Below are 15955 nucleotides of genomic sequence, written 5' to 3' on the forward strand. Positions count from 1 at the left end.
AGGTCACCGCGAAGCTTCTCCACCTCACCAAGATCCACAAACCGCAGCATGCACCGCCACAGCCACCAAGATCAAACCAACCTAACGAAGTACTACTAGTGCTCCGCGGCGCGCAGCACGATCGGGTTGGTCAGCGCCGCCATCGGGCCCCAGGGAAGGTCCGGGCCCATCGTGTTGCCCCGGCCCGGCGTGCCGTCCGCCTTCGGGTGGCGTACCTCGGCCCGGACGTACGTGGCGAGCGCGGCCGTCGTGCGCCACACCACCGTGCCGGAGCCGTCGGCGGACAGCGCCTCCTGGTGCATCTGCCCCTCGTCCGTGATCAGCCGGACGGTGCCGCCGGGAACGCCCGAGACGGCGAGCCGGACGTCCAGCGGCGCGTCGGCCGGGACGGTCAGCTCCTCGCCGATGCCCGCCTGGCGGCCGTGCCCGGTGACGGTGAACTCCAGCCGGACGGCGGAGGATTCGGCGAGCCAGCTGCGGCCGTCGCGCAGCCCGTCGAGGATCGCGTCCCGGGTGAGGTCCTCGGCGAGGACCACGTTGTGCGGGGAGCCGATGGCCTGCGGCTCGCTGTGCGCGTCGCTGTTGCCCACGGCGGTCAGCCAGGAGCGGCCCCCGCGCAGGGCGACGGCGAGCCGGCCGTCCCAAGTGTCCACCGCGGACTCGTCGTCGTACGTCCAGGGGCCGTTCCACACCTCGACGGCGTCGGCCTGGTCGTAGCCGAACTTCCACTGGCAGGCGACGTACGGGCAGTACGGGTGCGCGGGCACGACCAGGCCGCCGGAACGGTGGACCTGGCGGACGAAGCGCGGGAACTCCTCGTCGCGCGAGCGGTAGCGCCAGTCGACGAACTGCCCGGCCTCCAGGCCGAGGGCCAGCCAGTGGCCGTTGCGGGTGGTGATCTCCTCGCCCGGGAGGATCAGCAGGTCGGGGCCGGCCAGCGGGCCCCAGACGGCGTGCGACGAACTGGTGTTGTGGTCGGTGGAGACGATGAAGTCCAGTCCGGCCGCGCGGGCACCGGCTGCGACCTCCTCGGGCAGGCGCCGCCCGTCGGAGTGCACGGTGTGCAGGTGGCAGTCGCCCCGGTACCAGGCCCGGCCGCGGCCCCGGGCCCGCTCCGCCGGGTAGTGCGGGGTGAACTCCGGCCCGGGCGCGCCGAACCGCAGGGTGACCTGGACGCGGTAGTCCAGGCCCTGCGGGGCGACCTGGTACGGGCCAAGCGCGACGTGCCAGGTGCCGGGGCCGATCGGGCCGGGGAGGTAGCCGGGGGTCGCGGCGGAGCGGGAGAGGCTGAACTCGGTGCGGAAGCCGCCGGACCAGCCGCGGAAGCCGGGGCCGCTGAGGTCCGTTCCGCGCTCGTCGAAGATCCCGATGTCGCACGAGTTGCCGGGGGTGCCGGCCGGGACCGGGGGCTTGTCGTAGCTGTAGGAGACGGTGATCTCCCGGACGCCCTCGGGGACTTCGACCGGCAGGTAGACGAAGTCGGGGGCGCCGGTGGGCAGATGGCCGGTGAGGGTGAGGGTCAGGTCGGGGGTGCCGGTGGGAGCGCCGGCGGGGGTTCCGGCGCGGGGGTCGCCGGGAGCCGCGGTGGCCTCGCCGGTCGACCCGGCCAGGGCGAGGGCGGTGGCGGCGCCGGTGGCCAGACCGGTGCGGAGCAGGTCGCGGCGAGCGGGGTGGGCGGGTGGCGCGGGGTGGGCGGGTGGTGCGGCGTGGGCAGGTGTCGCGGGGTGTGGGGTGCTGGGCTCGGTCGGCATCGAGGTCTCCGGATCGCGGCGGGCGGGCGGTTCGCTCGCGTGCCTACCCCGGCGGGTGAACCGGGGGTGAGTCGGCGCCCAAGGGGGCGGGGCGGGTCGGTGAAGAGGGGCCGGGCGGGACCGGGGGCGAGTTGCGGGGAGTGACGAATGGCCGGTTCATTAGTCATGTAATCGGTTGATATGTGACGCGATGTGGTGCGACGGGTCGGGAGGCTGGCGTGGCGGTGAGTCGGCGGGCGCTGCTGATGGTGGTGGCCGGGGGCGCGCTGGCCGGTTGCGGGACCAAGGCGGCGTCGCCGGGCGACGGATCACCCTCGCCGTCAGGCTCCGCACCGGCGACGGCGGGCGCGGCAACCGACGCGTCCACCGCCCCAGCAGCGTCCGCCACGTCCGCCACGTCTGCGCCGCCCGCCGGGGCCGCTGCGGCCCCGGCGGCACCGGAGCCCCCGAAGCAGCCGCCGCACGAGCCGACCCGCGACGAGGTGGTGGAACGGTACGGCGGCGCGGCCCCGGCCGACTGGGGCCTGGAGGTCGCCGGGGTGATCACCGAGCTGCCCGACGGCGAGGGCGCCACGGCACTCACCTTCGACGCCTGCGGCGGCCCCGGCGGCAACGGCTACGACGCCGACCTGATCGACTTCCTGCGCGCACACGGCGTCCCCGCGACGCTGTTCCTGAACGCCCGCTGGATCGACGCCAACCCCGACGAGTTCGAGCAGCTCGCCACCGACCCGCTGTTCGAGATCGGCAACCACGGCACCGTCCACCGCCCGCTCTCGGTCACCGGCCGTTCCGCCTACGGCATCGCCGGCACGGGCGACGTCGGCGAGGTGTACGACGAGGTCGCGGGCAACGCGCACAAACTGGCCGCGCTCCTCGGGCACCCGCCCCGCTTCTTCCGCTCCGGCACCGCGCACTACGACGACATCGCCACCCGGGTGGTCGCCGACCTGGGCGAACGCGTCGCCGGCTTCACCGTCAACGGGGACGGCGGGGCGACCCTCAGCGCCTCCCAGGTACGGCAGGAGGTCGCGTCGGCGCCGCCGGGTGCGATCGTGATCGGCCACCTGAACCACCCGGGCGGCGGCACCGCCCCCGGCGTGGCCGCGGCGGTGCCGGGGATGCTGGCGGCGGGGCGGCGGTTCGTCCGGCTCTCGGACGTGATGTAGGCCCGGCCGGCGCCGGGTGGAGGGCCCTCCGGGTGCTCGCCTACGCCAGGCGGAGGCCCCCCGGGTGCTCCTCCTCGATGATCCGGACCAGCCAGTCGAAGACCGTCGGCCCCTTCCCCGCCCGGGCGTCCGCCAGCTCGGCGGCGACGTGTCCGCGGTTGGTCGGGTGGCACCGGCCGAGCCGGAGCTCCAGCTGCCGGACCGTCTCCGGGTAGCCGAGGTTGCGGCGGGAGACCGCGTGGCGGCGCCACTCGATGACCCAGGCCTCGTCCTCGGGCGTGCCGTAGCCGCCGCGCAGGCAGTCGGCGAAGGCGTCGAGGTTGCGGCCGAAGTAGCCGTCGATGCCGATCTCCTGCCCGACGACGTCCCAGAAGTCCTCCAGGGTGCCGATCCTGCTGCCGTCGATCACGTAGGTCACCGTCACGGGGACGAGGATATGCCGCGGGCCGTGCGCGGGGGGAGGCGTCACGGTTCGACCGCGATCGCGGTGGCGAGCAGCCCTTCCCGGACGGCCCAGCGGCCTTCGAAGCCCTCGACGCGCCGCCCGCCGACCACCGGGCCGGGGACCAGCAGCCGGGCCGTGAAGGAGCCGGCGGGGGAGAACTCCAGCTCTGCCTCGTTGAACTCCAGGAAGAGTCCCGTCAGCGGGAACCACGCCTTGTACACCGACTCCTTGGCGCTGAACAGGAGACGGTCCCACGGCGTGCCCGGATCCGCGGCCGCCAGCTCGGCGAGCCGCTTCTGCTCGACGGGCAGCGCGACGACGTCCGCGACGCCCTCCGGCAGCGGCAGTGCGGGCTCCGCGTCGATGCCGACGGAGGCCAGGGTGCCGGCCCGGGCCACGGCCGCCGCGCGGAAGCCGTCGCAGTGGGTCAGGCTGCCGACCACGCCCGCCGGCCAGCTCGGCGCGCCGCGCAGACCCGGGACGAGCGGGCGGTAGGGGACGCCGAGCCGAGCGAGGGCGGTCCGGGCGCAGTGGCGGACGGTGGTGAACTCGCGGCGCCGCTTCTCGACGGCCCGGGCGAGGACCGCCTCCTCCTCCGGCTCCAGCCGGGCCCCGGGCGGGTCGTCGTACGCCACCTCGGTCACGACGACGTCCGGCAGCAGGTCCCCGATCACCCGTTCCCCCCTCGGTCGGCCGCGCGGAGCCGTCGCCGCGCGGGACGAGGGTAACCCGGTCGGGGGGATCTTCGGGGGCGAACGGGGGTAGCGGGCGGGGACCTGCCGGGGACCTGCCCGGGATCTGCCGGGCGACTGCCGTCGGGGGCCGCAGCCCGCTCGCGGTTCGGCTCCTGGTTCGGCGCGGGGTTCGGCGCGGGGCCCGGAGGCGGCCGCCGACTCGGCCGGGGACCGGCTCTACTGGCCGAGCAGGCGGGCGAAGTCCAGCCCGAGGCTGCCGAGGACGGGCAGCGCGCCGAGGTCGGTGACGCCGCCGACCGGGATGCTGTAGCCCTGGTTGACCTCGCGGTGCGACGCCGAGCCGGTGGTGACGGCGGGCGACGCCGTGGCGGCCGACGCGGCGGTCGCGGCCGGGGCGAGGGCGGCGCCGAGGAGCAGGGCGGCGAGAACGGTGCGCATGTGACGGAGCCTCCGGGACGGCATGGCGGGTGACGGCCTGTCAACACCCTCTGTGGCGGAGCGGTCACGCATCTTCGCCCCTTCGGCCGCATTGGTAAAGATCCTTGCCTTGTGTTCATGCCAACATCGTGGAGGTCTGGACCACGGTGAGGACGAGCGCATACGTTCCCTTCGCAGGGGCGGGCATCTAGTCACCCAACTGCCATGCAGGTGGAGCGACTTCTGATTGTCATGCCCATGATCGGCAAGATTTTGGCCAGTACTGCAACCGGAGGGAACGAACCATGCACGCCATCGGCAAGAACCTCAGGATCCTCGCGGGCGCCCCGCTCGCCGCAGCCGCCCTCATCGCCCTCACCGCCGGCACCGCCAGCGCCGCGATCCCGATCAACAAGCCCATGACCGGCAAGGCGACCTACTACACCGACTCGGGCTACGGCGCCTGCGGCACACAGATCAACGCCTCCTCGCAGATGCTGGTCGCCGTCTCCCACACCTGGTGGACCACCGCCAACCCCAACAACGACCCGGTCTGCAAGGGAATTTCGGTCAAGGTCACCTACCAGGGCAAGACCATCACCGTCCCGGTGAAGGACCAGTGCCCCTCCTGCGACTCCACCCACATCGACCTCAGCCAGCCGGCCTTCGCCAAGCTCGCCCCCCTCGGCAAGGGCGTCATCAGCGGCCTCACCTGGCAGTTCGTCAAGGCGGGCCTCAAGGGCGAGACCGTCGAACTCTCCGCCCCGACCGCCGGCTCCACCATCGGCTGACACCCGCGCGAACCCGTTGCCCGCCCCGTGATCTCCCGGGGCGGGCAACGGCACGAATTCGCGCGGCGGTGCGCGAGACCGTCGAGCAACAGTCCCAGGGTGAAGTCGAACCGCTCGTGCCCGGCACCGGCGGTGAGCTCGCGGAATTGCGCCTGGTCGGCGGAAAACCGTCCGGCGGATGAGCACCGTTCGCCGAGCACACCGGACTGGCAGCGGCCGTGCCTGCTCCCTGCGCGCACGCAGGGAGCAGGCACGCGGAACCGGTCAGAGCCGGCGTTCGATGGCCTCGAAGATGTCGGCGTCGGTTTCCTGCTGCCACTTGGGGAGGTCGTTCCAGTCGGCGACGTAGGCAGGCTTCGGGTTCTCGATGTGCTTGTGGATCTGCGCGATCCAGCAGGTGGCGACGAAGCGGCCCTTCTGCTCGCGGGTGAGCCGCGCGGTGGCACCGGCACTCACGGCGACGAAGTCGCGGACCTGTGTGAACACCGCTGCGGCAGAAGCCCGTTCCCAGTCGGGTGTCTCGGCCCACGGTGCGATGTAACCGGGCTTCGGCTCGCCGGGGAAGTGCTTGCGCACCCCGGCGATCCACGCCTCCCGAAAGATCCGGCCGTCCTCGGTCATGTGGAGTTCCTTTCGTCACGCGGCGTGCTGAAGCGCCGAGAGGTGGTGGTGCAGATCCGCGATCCGGTCATCCTTCAGCAGGGGTGCGAGATGCGGCCTGACTCCGCCGAGCTTCTTCGCGATGTAGCCGGATCCAGTCTCGCCGGCGAGAGCCAGAGAAGCTGAGCCGAAGTGGACGACCTGCTCGATGTCGCCGTTGTGGGCGCTGAGAACCGCGAGTTCCGCGAGGACGGAGCCCCTGCGTCGGGGCGAGTGACTGGTCTTCAGCGCGTTGAGCAACGACTTCTCGGCGAGATCCGGCCGACCGAGGACGAGATAGCAGGTTCCGCGCTCCTCGGCCAGACGACTGCCGTCGAATCGAAGCCAGCCGCCGTTCTGGACTGGGCCGGTGAGGCCGCGGACCTGCTCGGCCTCCGCGAGCGCCCGGTCGCAAGCCTGGAGCAGGCCCAGGCCTGCAAAGGCCTGGGCCTGGACGGCGGCGACCCAGTGACGAGTGGAGAGTCGGTTGTCGCCTCGATGGGCGATTCGGGAGGCTGCCGTGAGGATCGCCTCGGCGGAGTCGTAGCGACGCTCCGAGAGTTCGACGAACGCGTGCCGGGCCAACGCGCTGGCCCAGAGGTCGTACTGCGCGGCCTCACGTGCGGCAGCAGCCGCGAGTGTGTAGCACTGTGCCGCGTCGGTGTACCGGTTCGAGTCGAAGAGGACTTCTCCGGCGAGCTGGTAAAGGTCCCCGATCAGCCCGCACAGCCGGTTGCGAGCCCGCTCGGACGTGACCGACCTGAGCTCGGCAGTGAGAACCCCGAGCCGGTGCCGGACCAGGGGATAGGCCTCGTGCTTGTTGCGGGAGGCGGAGAAGGTCCGCCATAGGTGGGCGTTCGCCAGGATTCCGGAATCGTCGGACGGGACAAAGGCGACCGGCGCGGCCGCGGCCTCGCCGAAGGGAAAGGTGATCAGCGCCGTCGCCGCAATGAGCCCGAGGGCCTCGCGTCGCTTCATGTCGTCACTTTCGTCGATGACCGCAGGGGCCGCCCGGTGGACCGGTGCCATGAACGGCGGATTCAGGAGACCGTCCAGCTCCGGGGCGGTGACCTCGAGGAGCGCTGCGAGCCTCGGCCTCTGTTGAGGGTGGGGGTCGGCACGGCCACACTCCCAGCGGGTGACAGTGGAAGTGGCCACTCCAAGATCGGCAGCGAGCTTTTCCTGACTGTAGCCCAACTCCCGCCGCCTCCGGGCGAACAGGTCACGCTTGCCGCTCATCCGTCCCCGCTCCACGAACATCATCGTTCCGGTCGGCGTCGCGGGTGCTGCCGGTGATGGTGGTGGCGGGGGAGGGGGACGAGGGGCATCGGGGCTTGGCGCTGGTCCACGGGCTGACACGGGGGTGTTGGGGTGCCGCGGTGGAGCCTTTTGGGAAGGTGGTGCATGCCGATCTTGTGGTGAGTCGGCGGGGTTGAGAGGGGAGTGCTGGGGATGGCCGGGAAGCCGGTGCTGTATGTCGTGGTGTGTGCGGCGGGGGTTGCGGGTGGGGTGGGGGAACTGATCTCCGCTGCGCAGGTGCGGGGGTGGGAGGTTGGGGTGGTCGCAACTCCCCATGCGATGGAGTTCGTAGACGTCGACGCCATCGCCGCGCAGACCGGGTATCCGATCCGTTCCGCTTGGCGGAAGCCGGGGGATCCTCGGCCGTTGCCGGACCCGGATGCGATCGTCGTCTCCCCGGCGACCTTCAACACGGTCAACAAGTGGGCCTCGGGGATCTCGGACACGCTCGCGCTCGGCATCCTCTGCGAGTCGTACGGCTGGGGGATCCCGGTGGCCGTCCAGCCGTGTCTGAGCACGGCGCAGGCGGCGCACCCCGCCTACGGCGAGAGTCTGGCGAAGCTGCGGCGGATGGGGGTGCGGGTCGCGGAGTCCGTGCCCGGTTCGTACGACTGGACCCGGGCGCTGGACCTGTTGCGGGACTGACGGGGGACCGGGCGGGTGCGCGCGAGGTACGCCGCGTACCACACCGCCGGCCGGCCGGCAGGCGGCGGCCGCGCCGCCCGGCCCCCGGACGGCCCCCGGCCGTTCGGATGCGCCGTCGAGCGGATCCGGACCGCGGCGCGGACGGTGAAGGCGTGCTGAGAAGAATGCTGCCGGTCCTCGGGGCCGCCCTGTTGCTCTGCGTGCCCGCGACCGCTGTCCAGGCCCGGTCGCCGGGCTGGCAGGTCGCCGTCGTGGACCAGGCCTCGCGCCGGGTGCTGGTGCTGCAGAGCGCCGAGGAGTTGACGGCCTACCGGGGCCCGGACACGCTGCCCGTCGTCTGGAGCTGGAGCGCGGACCGGGTGCCCGAGCTGGCCGATCTGGCGCCCGCCCGCAGCTGGACCGACCCGGCCGAGGTGAAGAGCCGTGTCCGGCAGGGCCGCCGGTACCTGCTCACGGCCGCCGGCGGCGGGCTGGCCGCCGTCGTGGAGACCGCCACCGGGCGGACGCGCTGGGCGGCGGACCTGGGGCCGGCCGTCAACCCGCACAGCATCGAGCTGCTGCCGGACGGCAATGTCGCCGTGGCCGCGAGCGCCGGCGGCTGGGTCCGGCTGTACGCGGCCTCGCAGGGCCCGCGGGCCGCCGGGTACGCGGAGTTCGGGCTGCCGGGTGCGCACGGCGTGCACTGGGACGGGCGGACCGGGTTGCTCTGGGTGCTCGGCGACTCGGCGCTCACCGCGCTGCGGGTCGGTGGCACCCCGGCCGCGCCGACCGTGGCCGCCGTCCGGAGCGCACCGCTGCCCGACCGTGGCGGCCACGACCTGGCGCCGGTGCTGGCGGCCCCCGGTCGGTTCTGGGTGAGCACGCTGACCGGCCTCTGGCAGTACGACCCGTCGGCCGATCGCTTCGCAGTCGTCCGGCTGGCCGATCCGGCCGCCGAGCGGGACGTCAAGAGCGTCGGCGACGAGCCCGGCCGCACCGGCCGGCTGCTCACCGTGGCCCCCGATCACACCGGTCCGTGCGACTGGTGCACCTCGGTGATCACCCTGCACCGGCCGGAGGGGACGCGGTCGCTGCGCGGGACGCACCTCTACAAGGCGAGGTGGTGGAGTGGCTATTAGCAGATCTGCGACGCCGCGTAGTCGATCTTGGGGCCCGAGTCGGCGATACCACCCGAACTGCGGACATCATCCGGCTGATGGGGCATATTGTGTACCCCGCCAAACTACTCCAATAGTAGTCAGTTTCCTGTCGCGGTCCGAAAACCATCCGTCGACCCCCGTCGACTGGGATAGCGTCGAAGGCGTCGGGGGGCCGACACCGATCCGGTGTATTCGAACACCAGCTACCTGGCCGTAATGGCCGAATGAGTCATGGAGAAAAACATGCGGAATTCCCCGTCGGAAGGCCGGCCGAACACACTCGACGGTCTTCAGCTCGCGGTCGACTCGCTGTCCGCATTCCCGGCCCGCAACGCGCCCGGCGGATCCGATGTGACCGAGCGGCTCGCGGCCGTCGCCGAACTGTGCCGCTCGGTCGACGCGGTGCTCGACAGCCTGGTCGTCCAGGCGGCCGCCGAGGCTGCCGAAGAGGGGTGGACCGCGGCCCGGATGGCGGCCGAACACTCCGGCTACTACGCCAGGTTGCAGCGTGCCCTGCTCCCCGCCGGGGCCGGCGCCGGGCTGACGCAGCAGTGAGCGCGGTGCACCTGGGCGCGCACGTGCTGTCCTGCCCCACCCGGTGGAGCGACGTCGACGAGAACGGGCACATCAACAACGCCCGGCTGGTCGGCTACATCCAGGAGGGGATTTACGACCTGTTCTGCCACCACGCGACCGCCGTGCGGGAATCCCTGTTCCCGCACGGATTCATTATCGCGCGGCACGAAATCGATTACCTGGAGCAGCTGCACCACCGGCCCGAGCCATTGTCGGTACGACTCACGGTGGAACGGCTCGGACGGAGTTCCGCGCACGTCGAGGTGAATGTCTGCCGGGATCCGCTCACCTTTATGCGGGCGCGGACCGTGGTGGTCGCGCGGGACCGCGAATCCGGCCGCTCGCGCACGCTCACCCCGAACGAACGGCACTTCCTCTCGGCGTTCATGCCGGAGGCGGCGCGTACCGAGGCCGCCCTGGCCGCCGCCACGGCCACGGCACCGGCGCCGACGCAGCGTCTGGCGGCCGCCTCCGGCGGCGTGCCCTCCGCGCGCCGGCCGCGCAGGCGGTGCCACGCCTCGGCGGGCTGAGCACGGCCCCCGACGGCGACCCGACTCCCGGGGGTGACACCCGGGGTCCGCTCCCGGGGCCGACGCCCCGGGCCGGCGGTGCGATCGACAACGGCGTCGATCCGCCGGTCCGGCGTCTCGCCGAACCGGCCACCCACCACCCGGCCCCTTCCCTCCCGGCCCCGGCCCCGGCCCCGGGCGCAGAGCGTTGCCCGTCCCGCCGCCCCTGGCGGTCGCGCCGGTGCCGCTCGTCCAGCCTGTCCCGCTGATGCCGCCGGTCCCGCCGGTCCCGCCTGTCCTGCCGCTCCTGCCGGTCCCGCTGCGCCTGTCGACCGCGAGCCGCCATCGGGCCACCGGAGGGCCGCCGGAAGGCTATGACTCGCTGTACGGCCATTCGGGGCCGGTCCGGGCGGTCCGCTGCCCGGTGGTGGCCCGGAACAGCTCCGCGCCGGGGCCGGTCAGCTCGACCGGCCCGGCGCCCGGGCGCAGGTAGGCGGACGCGCCCGCCGTGAGGGTGAGTCCGGCGCCGTCGGGGGAGCGGAGTCGGGCGTGCCCCGCCACGCAGAGCAGGATCTGCGGGGTGGGGAGGTCGACCCGGGTGGCGGTGTCGGCGGGGTGCAGTCGCGAGAGCCGGAACTCCTCGGCCGGGGAGGGGAATTCTTCCTCGAAGCCGTTGGTGAGCGGCTGCGGTGCGAGCACGTCGGGTTCTCCGGTGCCGAAGGAGGTGACCGCGAGGAGGCCGTCCGCGTCGACGTGCTTGGGGGTGAGCCCGCAGCGCAGGACGTTGTCCGAGTTCGCCATCAACTCCACGCCCACGCCCCGGAGGTAGGCGTGGGGCACGCCGGCGGCCAGGTACAGCGCCTGCCCGGCGGACAGTCGGACGTGGTTGAGCAGCAGCGCCGCGAGCAGGCCGGGGTCGCCCGGGTACTGCTCGGCGATGCGGGCGTAACCGGCGCAGGCGTCGGCATACGGTTCCCCGGTGTCCCCGGTGTCCCCGGTGGCCGCGAGCCGCTGCAATGCGTGGGCGACGGAGGCGAGTTCGCCGGCGGACGGTCGGGTGGGCGCCAGTGCGCTGCGCAGCAGCTCCGGCAGCACCTCGGACGAGGGCCGTGATCGCAGTGCAGCGGCCCAGGGCGCCAGGGCCGGCACGTCGAGCGCGTCCAGCAGCGCGGCCGTCCCGGCCGCCGGGCGGAAGCCGCACAGTGCCTCGAAATCTCCCAGGGCGCAGAGGAGTTCGGGTTTGTGCCCGCGGTCCTTGAAGACCCGGTCGGGTGCGTCCGGCGGCACGCCCCGGGCCTCCTCCGCCGCGTACCCCGCCTCGGCCTGCGCGCGGGTCGGGTGGACCTGGAGGGAGAGCGCCCGGTCGGCGGCCAGCACCTTGAACAGGAACGGCAGGGCCGGGCCGAACCGCCGTACGGTGTCCGGCCCGAGCAGGCCCTCCGGGTCGGCGGCGATCAGCTCGTCCAGTGGGCGCGGGCCGTGCGGGCCGGGGAGCGACGAGGGGGCCGACGGGTGCGCGCCCATCCACAGTTCGGCCTGGGGGGTGCCGTCTGGCGCGGTGCCGGTGAGCCGGGGGATGGCGGTGGTCGAGCCCCAGGCGTACCGGCGGACCGGGTTGTGCAGGGGTGCGAAGGGCGGCAGCGCGGTGGGCGGCCGGGCGGACGGGGGCCGGGCGGAGGGTGGCACGGGGTGGCTCCGGGGGTTCAGCGGCAGAGAGCGGCGGCGCCGATCAGTCCGGCGTCGGTGCCGAGTTCGGCGCGGCGCACGTCGAGGCCGCGGAGGTAGGAGAGGGCGGCGTAGCGGTCCAGGTGACGGGCGAGCGGGGTGAACAGCACGTCCCCGGCGGTGGCCACGCCGCCCCCGACGACGACCCGGTCGAGGTCCACCAGGGCGGCCGTCGCGGCGATCCCGGCGGCCAGGGCCTGGGCGGCGCGGTCGAAGGAGGCGAGCGCGAGCGGGTCGCCCGCCGTGGCGGAGGCGGCGACGGCGCGGGCCGAACGGTCGTCGCCGTCCGGTCGCCAGCCCTCGGCGAGGGCGCGGCGGGCGATCGCGGTGCCGCTCGCGACGCCCTCCAGGCAGCCGCGCGAGCCGCACGGGCAGTCCTCGCCGTCCAGGTCGACGGTGATGTGGCCGAGGTGGCCGGCGTTGCCGCTGGGGCCGGGGCGCACCGCGCCGTCGAGCACCAGTCCGGCGCCGACGCCGGTCGACACCACCAGGCAGAGTGCGTTGGCGGCGCCGCGGGCCGCGCCCTGCCAGTGCTCGGCGGCGGCCATCGCGACGCCGTCCCCGGCGAGGTGGACGGGCAGCGTGCGTGCCGCCACCGCCGGGTGCGCGGTGACCTCGGCCACCAGCGGGAAGCCGCGCCAGCCGGGGATGTTGACCGGGCTGACGGTGCCGTCGGTGAGGTCGACGGGGCCGGCGCTGCCGATTCCGACGGCCGTCACGGCGGCCCAGTCGGGGGTGCCGGCGAGCCGGTCCAGCACCCGGTGCACGACGGCGAGGACGGCCGCGCCCGACTCCGTCGCCGGGGTGGGCAGGAGGAGCCGGTGCCGCAGCCGCCCGTCGCCGTCGACCAGGGCCCCGGCGATCTTGGTGCCGCCGATGTCGACGGCGGCGAACAGCGAGGTGAACGGCACGGTGGGCTCCAGGAGGGTCGGAGGGGCGGCGCCCCGGCCGGTGACAGCCGGGGCGCCGCACAGCGTAGAGCAGGGCGCGTCGGCGGGAGCGGCCGCGCCGCAGGGGTGGCGTCAGCCGCGGGGCGCCTCAGCGGGCGGCCCTGAGCCGCAGGGTGACCAGCTCGAACGGCCGCAGCGCGAGGCGCACCGCGCCGTCCTCCACCGCCACTTCGCCGCGGGTGCCGTCCCAGGGCCGCTCCAGCAGGTCGCAGGGGACGGCGTCGGCCAGCGGGAAGGAGGTGGTGAGGCGGCCCCGGGCGCGGCCGCCGCCCGCCTCGTAGACGCGGACGACCAGGTCCCCGCTGCGGTCGTCGGCGAGCTTGACCGCGCTCACCACCAGCGCGTCGTTGTCCAGCTCCACCAGCGGCGCGACCTGCTCGGCGCTGCCGGTGACCCGCCGCTCGGGCAGCCCGATCCGGTACCCCTCGCGGACGGCGTCGCCGATCGACGCGCCCGGGACGAGGGCGTGCCGGAAGCGGTGCAGGCCCTGGTCGGTCTTCGGGTCGGGGAACCGCGGGGCGCGCAGCAGCGAGAAGCGGACCGTGGTGGTGGTACCGCCGTCGTCGCGGACGGCGCGGGTGACGTCGTGGCCGTAGGTCGAGGCGGTGACCAGGGCGACGCCCCAACCGGGCTCGTCGAGGTGGACGAAGCGGTGGTTGCAGGCCTCGAACTTGGCGGCGTCCCAGCTGGTGTTGGTGTGGGTGGGCCGGTAGAGGTGGCCGAACTGGGTCTCGGAGGCGTAGCGCTCGGTGTGGACGTCCAGCGGGAACGCGGCCTTGAGGAACTTCTCGGTCTCGTGCCAGTCGACCTCGGTGTCGATGTCGACGCGCTGCTCGCCGGCCCGCAGGGTGAGGGTCTGCACCACGGTGGAGGAGCCGAAGGAGCGGGCGACCCGTACCGAGGCCCGGTCGGCGGCGCACTCCGCGGTGAGCGAGTCCACGTCGGTCAGGTCGGTGACGGTGTTGCGGTAGAACTGGTCGACGTCCCAGGCGTCCCACATGTTGGGGAAGTCGGGGTGCAGCTGCAGCAGGTTGGCGCGGCTGCCCGGGGCGACGGCCTCCCGGCCGCTCGCGAGTTCGACCACCGAGCCGATCAGGCCCCGGGCGTCGACGACGACCTCCAACAGGCCGTTGCGCAGCGTGAATCCGCCGTCGGGCCGCTCGACCGCCTCGCACCCCGAGCCGTGGACGACGGCCGGGCCGGCCCCGCCCGCCGGCACCGCCGAACGCGCGTGCGGCGCCGCGTTGAACACCAGTTCGCGCCCGCCCGAGGCCTCCCCGGCGAGGGCCTGCTGCGCGCCCCCGATCAGTTCGCCCAGCTCCTCGGCCAGCGCCGCGTACGTGGCCTCGGCCTCGCGGTGCACCCAGGCGATGGACGAGCCGGGCAGGATGTCGTGGAACTGGTGCAGCAGGACGGTCTTCCAGATCCGGTCCAGCTGCTCGTACGGGTACGGCGCTCCGGTGCGCAACGCCGCTGTGGTGCACCAGAGTTCGGCCTCGCGCAGCAGGTTCTCGCTGCGCCGGTTGCCCTGCTTGGTCTTCGCCTGGCTGGTCAGCGTGGCCCGGTGCAGCTCCAGGTAGAGCTCGCCGACCCAGACCGGCGGGTTCCGGTACTCGGCCTCGGCCTTGGCGAAGAACTCGGCGGGCTTCTCCCAGCGGACGGTCGCCGAGCCCTCCAGGTCCCTCATCCGGGCCGCCTTGGCGACCATCTCACGGGTGGTGCCGCCGCCGCCGTCACCCCAGCCGGTCGGCGCCAACGAGTGCCGGGCGGCGCCCTTGTCCTTGAAGTTCCTTGCCGCGTGGGCGATCTCGCTGCCCTTCATGGAGCAGTTGTAGGTGTCCACGGGCGGGAAGTGGGTGAAGATCCGCGTCCCGTCGATGCCCTCCCACAGGAAGGTGTGGTGCGGGAACTTGTTGATCTGGCTCCACGAGATCTTCTGCGTCAGCAGCCACTTGGAGCCCGCGTTGCGGATGATCTGCGGCAGGCCGCCGGTGAAGCCGAAGGTGTCCGGCAGCCAGGCCTCCTGGTTCTCCACCCCGAACTCGTCCAGGAAGAACCGCTTGCCGTGCACGAACTGCCGGGCCATCGCCTCCGAACCCGGCATGTTGGTGTCGGACTCGACCCACATGCCGCCGGCCGGCACGAACCGGCCCTCCGCGACGGCCTTCCGGACCCTGGCGTACACCTCGGGGCGGTGCTCCTTGATCCAGGCGAACTGCTGCGCCTGGGACATGGTGTAGAGGAAGTCCGGTTCGTCCTCCAGCAGCGCGGTCATGTTGGCGGTGGTACGGGCCACCTTGCGGACGGTCTCGCGCAGCGGCCACAGCCAGGCCGAGTCGATGTGCGCGTGACCGATCGCGCTGATCCGGTGCGCGGACGGCACGGCGGGCGCGGCCAGCACCCCCGCCAGCTCCGAACGGGCGGCCGCCGCCGTGGCATTGACGTCCTGAAGGTCGACGGCGTCCAGCGCCCGCTCGACGGCGCGCAGGACCTCCCACCGGCGGGCGTTCTCCACCGGCAGCTCGGCCATCAGCTCGCCGAGTACCTCCAGGTCCACCACCAACTGCCAGACGGTCTCGTCGAAGACGGCGAGGTCCATCCGGGCCAGCTTGTACTGCGGCTGCTCCCCGGCCGTCTCCTTGTCGCCCAACTCGGTGGGCAGGAACGGGTGGTAGTCCAGGATGACCGGGTTGGAGGCGGCCTCGACGTGCAGCAGCACCTGCTCGCCGCCGACCGCCGGGGAGGCGATCCGCACCCACTGGTTCTGCGGGTTGAGGCCCTTCACCGGCGTGCCGTCCGGGCGGTAGACCAGGCCCTCGCACTGGAAGCCGGGCATGTTGGCGTCGAAGCCGAGGTCGATCAGCGCCTCGACGGTGCGCCCGGCCCACGCCTGCGGCACCGTACCGGTCACGGTGATCCAACTGGTGCCCCAGGGGGCGCCCCAGGCGTCCCCGACCGCGATGGGGGTGCGTGGCGCGGCCAGTCCCTCGGCGACGGGGACGGGCTCGCCGGGGGCCGTCCAGATGCCGACCTCCAGCGGGACGGACTCGGGGTACACGGCCGGGCGGATGCGCTCGTCCAGGACGCGCTTGAGGCGGGACTCGACCAGGGTGCGGTCATCGTGCATGTCAGCGGGCTCCGTTGCGTGGCTGAGGGGTGCGTGGCTGCGGTCTGGGTGTCTGGGGAGGGGCGGCGGGGCTGAGGG

General features: G+C 73.4%; 15 protein-coding genes. 6 read left to right on the forward strand and 9 right to left on the reverse strand.

Annotated features, from left to right (window positions below; genetic code table 11):
- Positions 1-95: 95 nt before the first annotated feature.
- Positions 96-1751, reverse strand: a complete 1656-nt coding sequence (locus IF30_RS0111800; RefSeq protein WP_199807855.1) for a CehA/McbA family metallohydrolase — start codon at positions 1749-1751, stop codon at positions 96-98.
- 218 nt (positions 1752-1969) lie between these two features.
- On the opposite strand from IF30_RS0111800, the gene IF30_RS0111805 reads away from it, so the two are divergent.
- Complete coding sequence (locus tag IF30_RS0111805) at positions 1970-2920, forward strand: polysaccharide deacetylase family protein (RefSeq protein ID WP_234322681.1); 951 nt, start codon at positions 1970-1972, stop codon at positions 2918-2920.
- Positions 2921-2960: 40 nt separating this feature from the next.
- Here IF30_RS0111805 and IF30_RS0111810 read toward each other — a convergent pair whose 3' ends face one another.
- From IF30_RS0111810 to IF30_RS0111820, 3 genes are all read right to left on the reverse strand, one after another.
- Complete coding sequence (locus tag IF30_RS0111810) at positions 2961-3344, reverse strand: barstar family protein (RefSeq protein ID WP_030235976.1); 384 nt, start codon at positions 3342-3344, stop codon at positions 2961-2963.
- A gap of 41 nt (positions 3345-3385) precedes the next feature.
- Positions 3386-4039 (reverse strand): 4'-phosphopantetheinyl transferase family protein, encoded by a 654-nt coding sequence (locus IF30_RS0111815; RefSeq protein WP_030235979.1) that lies wholly within the window; start codon positions 4037-4039, stop codon positions 3386-3388.
- Between the two features lie 237 nt (positions 4040-4276).
- Positions 4277-4498: a hypothetical protein gene (locus tag IF30_RS0111820; protein ID WP_030235981.1), complete on the reverse strand. Its 222-nt coding sequence runs from the start codon at positions 4496-4498 to the stop codon at positions 4277-4279.
- A 284-nt stretch (positions 4499-4782) separates the two neighbouring features.
- Between IF30_RS0111820 and IF30_RS0111825 the strand changes: the two genes are divergently transcribed.
- On the forward strand, positions 4783-5268 hold the full coding sequence (locus IF30_RS0111825) for a cysteine/serine endopeptidase inhibitor (RefSeq protein ID WP_051709956.1): 486 nt from the start codon (positions 4783-4785) through the stop codon (positions 5266-5268).
- 264 nt (positions 5269-5532) lie between these two features.
- Here IF30_RS0111825 and IF30_RS0111835 read toward each other — a convergent pair whose 3' ends face one another.
- Both IF30_RS0111835 and IF30_RS0111840 read right to left on the reverse strand, forming a co-directional pair.
- Positions 5533-5889, reverse strand: coding sequence for a hypothetical protein (locus IF30_RS0111835; protein ID WP_030235986.1), 357 nt, complete (start codon positions 5887-5889; stop codon positions 5533-5535).
- Positions 5890-5904: 15 nt separating this feature from the next.
- Entirely contained in the window at positions 5905-7146 is a 1242-nt protein-coding gene (locus tag IF30_RS0111840) for a helix-turn-helix domain-containing protein (RefSeq protein ID WP_030235989.1), read from the reverse strand.
- A gap of 213 nt (positions 7147-7359) precedes the next feature.
- Here IF30_RS0111840 and IF30_RS0111845 point away from each other — a divergent pair, with 213 nt between their 5' ends.
- From IF30_RS0111845 to IF30_RS47665, 4 genes are all read left to right on the forward strand, one after another.
- Entirely contained in the window at positions 7360-7851 is a 492-nt protein-coding gene (locus IF30_RS0111845) for a flavoprotein (RefSeq protein ID WP_030235993.1), read from the forward strand.
- Between the two features lie 152 nt (positions 7852-8003).
- Positions 8004-8969 (forward strand): DUF6528 family protein, encoded by a 966-nt coding sequence (locus IF30_RS0111855; RefSeq protein ID WP_158834948.1) that lies wholly within the window; start codon positions 8004-8006, stop codon positions 8967-8969.
- Between the two features lie 264 nt (positions 8970-9233).
- The gene (locus IF30_RS47660) at positions 9234-9545 is read left to right on the forward strand and encodes a hypothetical protein (protein ID WP_030235999.1); all 312 of its coding nucleotides are present in this window, start codon (positions 9234-9236) and stop codon (positions 9543-9545) included.
- Positions 9542-10096, forward strand: a complete 555-nt coding sequence (locus IF30_RS47665) for an acyl-CoA thioesterase (RefSeq protein WP_051709959.1) — start codon at positions 9542-9544, stop codon at positions 10094-10096. The genes IF30_RS47660 and IF30_RS47665 overlap by 4 nt, the downstream gene beginning before the upstream one ends.
- A gap of 351 nt (positions 10097-10447) precedes the next feature.
- On the opposite strand, the gene manA is transcribed toward IF30_RS47665, so the two are convergent.
- The 3 genes from manA to IF30_RS0111880 all read right to left on the reverse strand — a co-directional run bounded on the left by manA (position 10448) and on the right by IF30_RS0111880 (position 15877).
- Complete coding sequence (manA, locus tag IF30_RS0111870; protein WP_051710018.1) at positions 10448-11698, reverse strand: mannose-6-phosphate isomerase, class I; 1251 nt, start codon at positions 11696-11698, stop codon at positions 10448-10450.
- Positions 11699-11778: 80 nt separating this feature from the next.
- Positions 11779-12711, reverse strand: a complete 933-nt coding sequence (locus tag IF30_RS0111875; RefSeq protein ID WP_030236009.1) for an ROK family protein — start codon at positions 12709-12711, stop codon at positions 11779-11781.
- A gap of 127 nt (positions 12712-12838) precedes the next feature.
- Complete coding sequence (locus IF30_RS0111880) at positions 12839-15877, reverse strand: alpha-mannosidase (RefSeq protein ID WP_030236011.1); 3039 nt, start codon at positions 15875-15877, stop codon at positions 12839-12841.
- Positions 15878-15955 lie beyond the last annotated feature (78 nt).

Origin of the sequence: Streptomyces sp. NRRL S-350 (assembly GCF_000719705.1) — a bacterium.
In the GTDB taxonomy this organism is placed as follows: domain Bacteria; phylum Actinomycetota; class Actinomycetes; order Streptomycetales; family Streptomycetaceae; genus Kitasatospora.

Coding starts and splice junctions, on each gene's coding strand:
- IF30_RS0111800 (WP_199807855.1), bottom strand. CDS start 1,751: ATGCCGACCGAGCCCAGCACCCCACACCCCGCGACACCTGCCCACGCC.
- IF30_RS0111820 (WP_030235981.1), bottom strand. CDS start 4,498: ATGCGCACCGTTCTCGCCGCCCTGCTCCTCGGCGCCGCCCTCGCCCCG.
- IF30_RS0111825 (WP_051709956.1), top strand. CDS start 4,783: ATGCACGCCATCGGCAAGAACCTCAGGATCCTCGCGGGCGCCCCGCTC.
- IF30_RS0111835 (WP_030235986.1), bottom strand. CDS start 5,889: ATGACCGAGGACGGCCGGATCTTTCGGGAGGCGTGGATCGCCGGGGTG.
- IF30_RS0111840 (WP_030235989.1), bottom strand. CDS start 7,146: ATGAGCGGCAAGCGTGACCTGTTCGCCCGGAGGCGGCGGGAGTTGGGC.
- IF30_RS0111845 (WP_030235993.1), top strand. CDS start 7,360: ATGGCCGGGAAGCCGGTGCTGTATGTCGTGGTGTGTGCGGCGGGGGTT.
- IF30_RS47660 (WP_030235999.1), top strand. CDS start 9,234: ATGCGGAATTCCCCGTCGGAAGGCCGGCCGAACACACTCGACGGTCTT.
- IF30_RS0111880 (WP_030236011.1), bottom strand. CDS start 15,877: ATGCACGATGACCGCACCCTGGTCGAGTCCCGCCTCAAGCGCGTCCTG.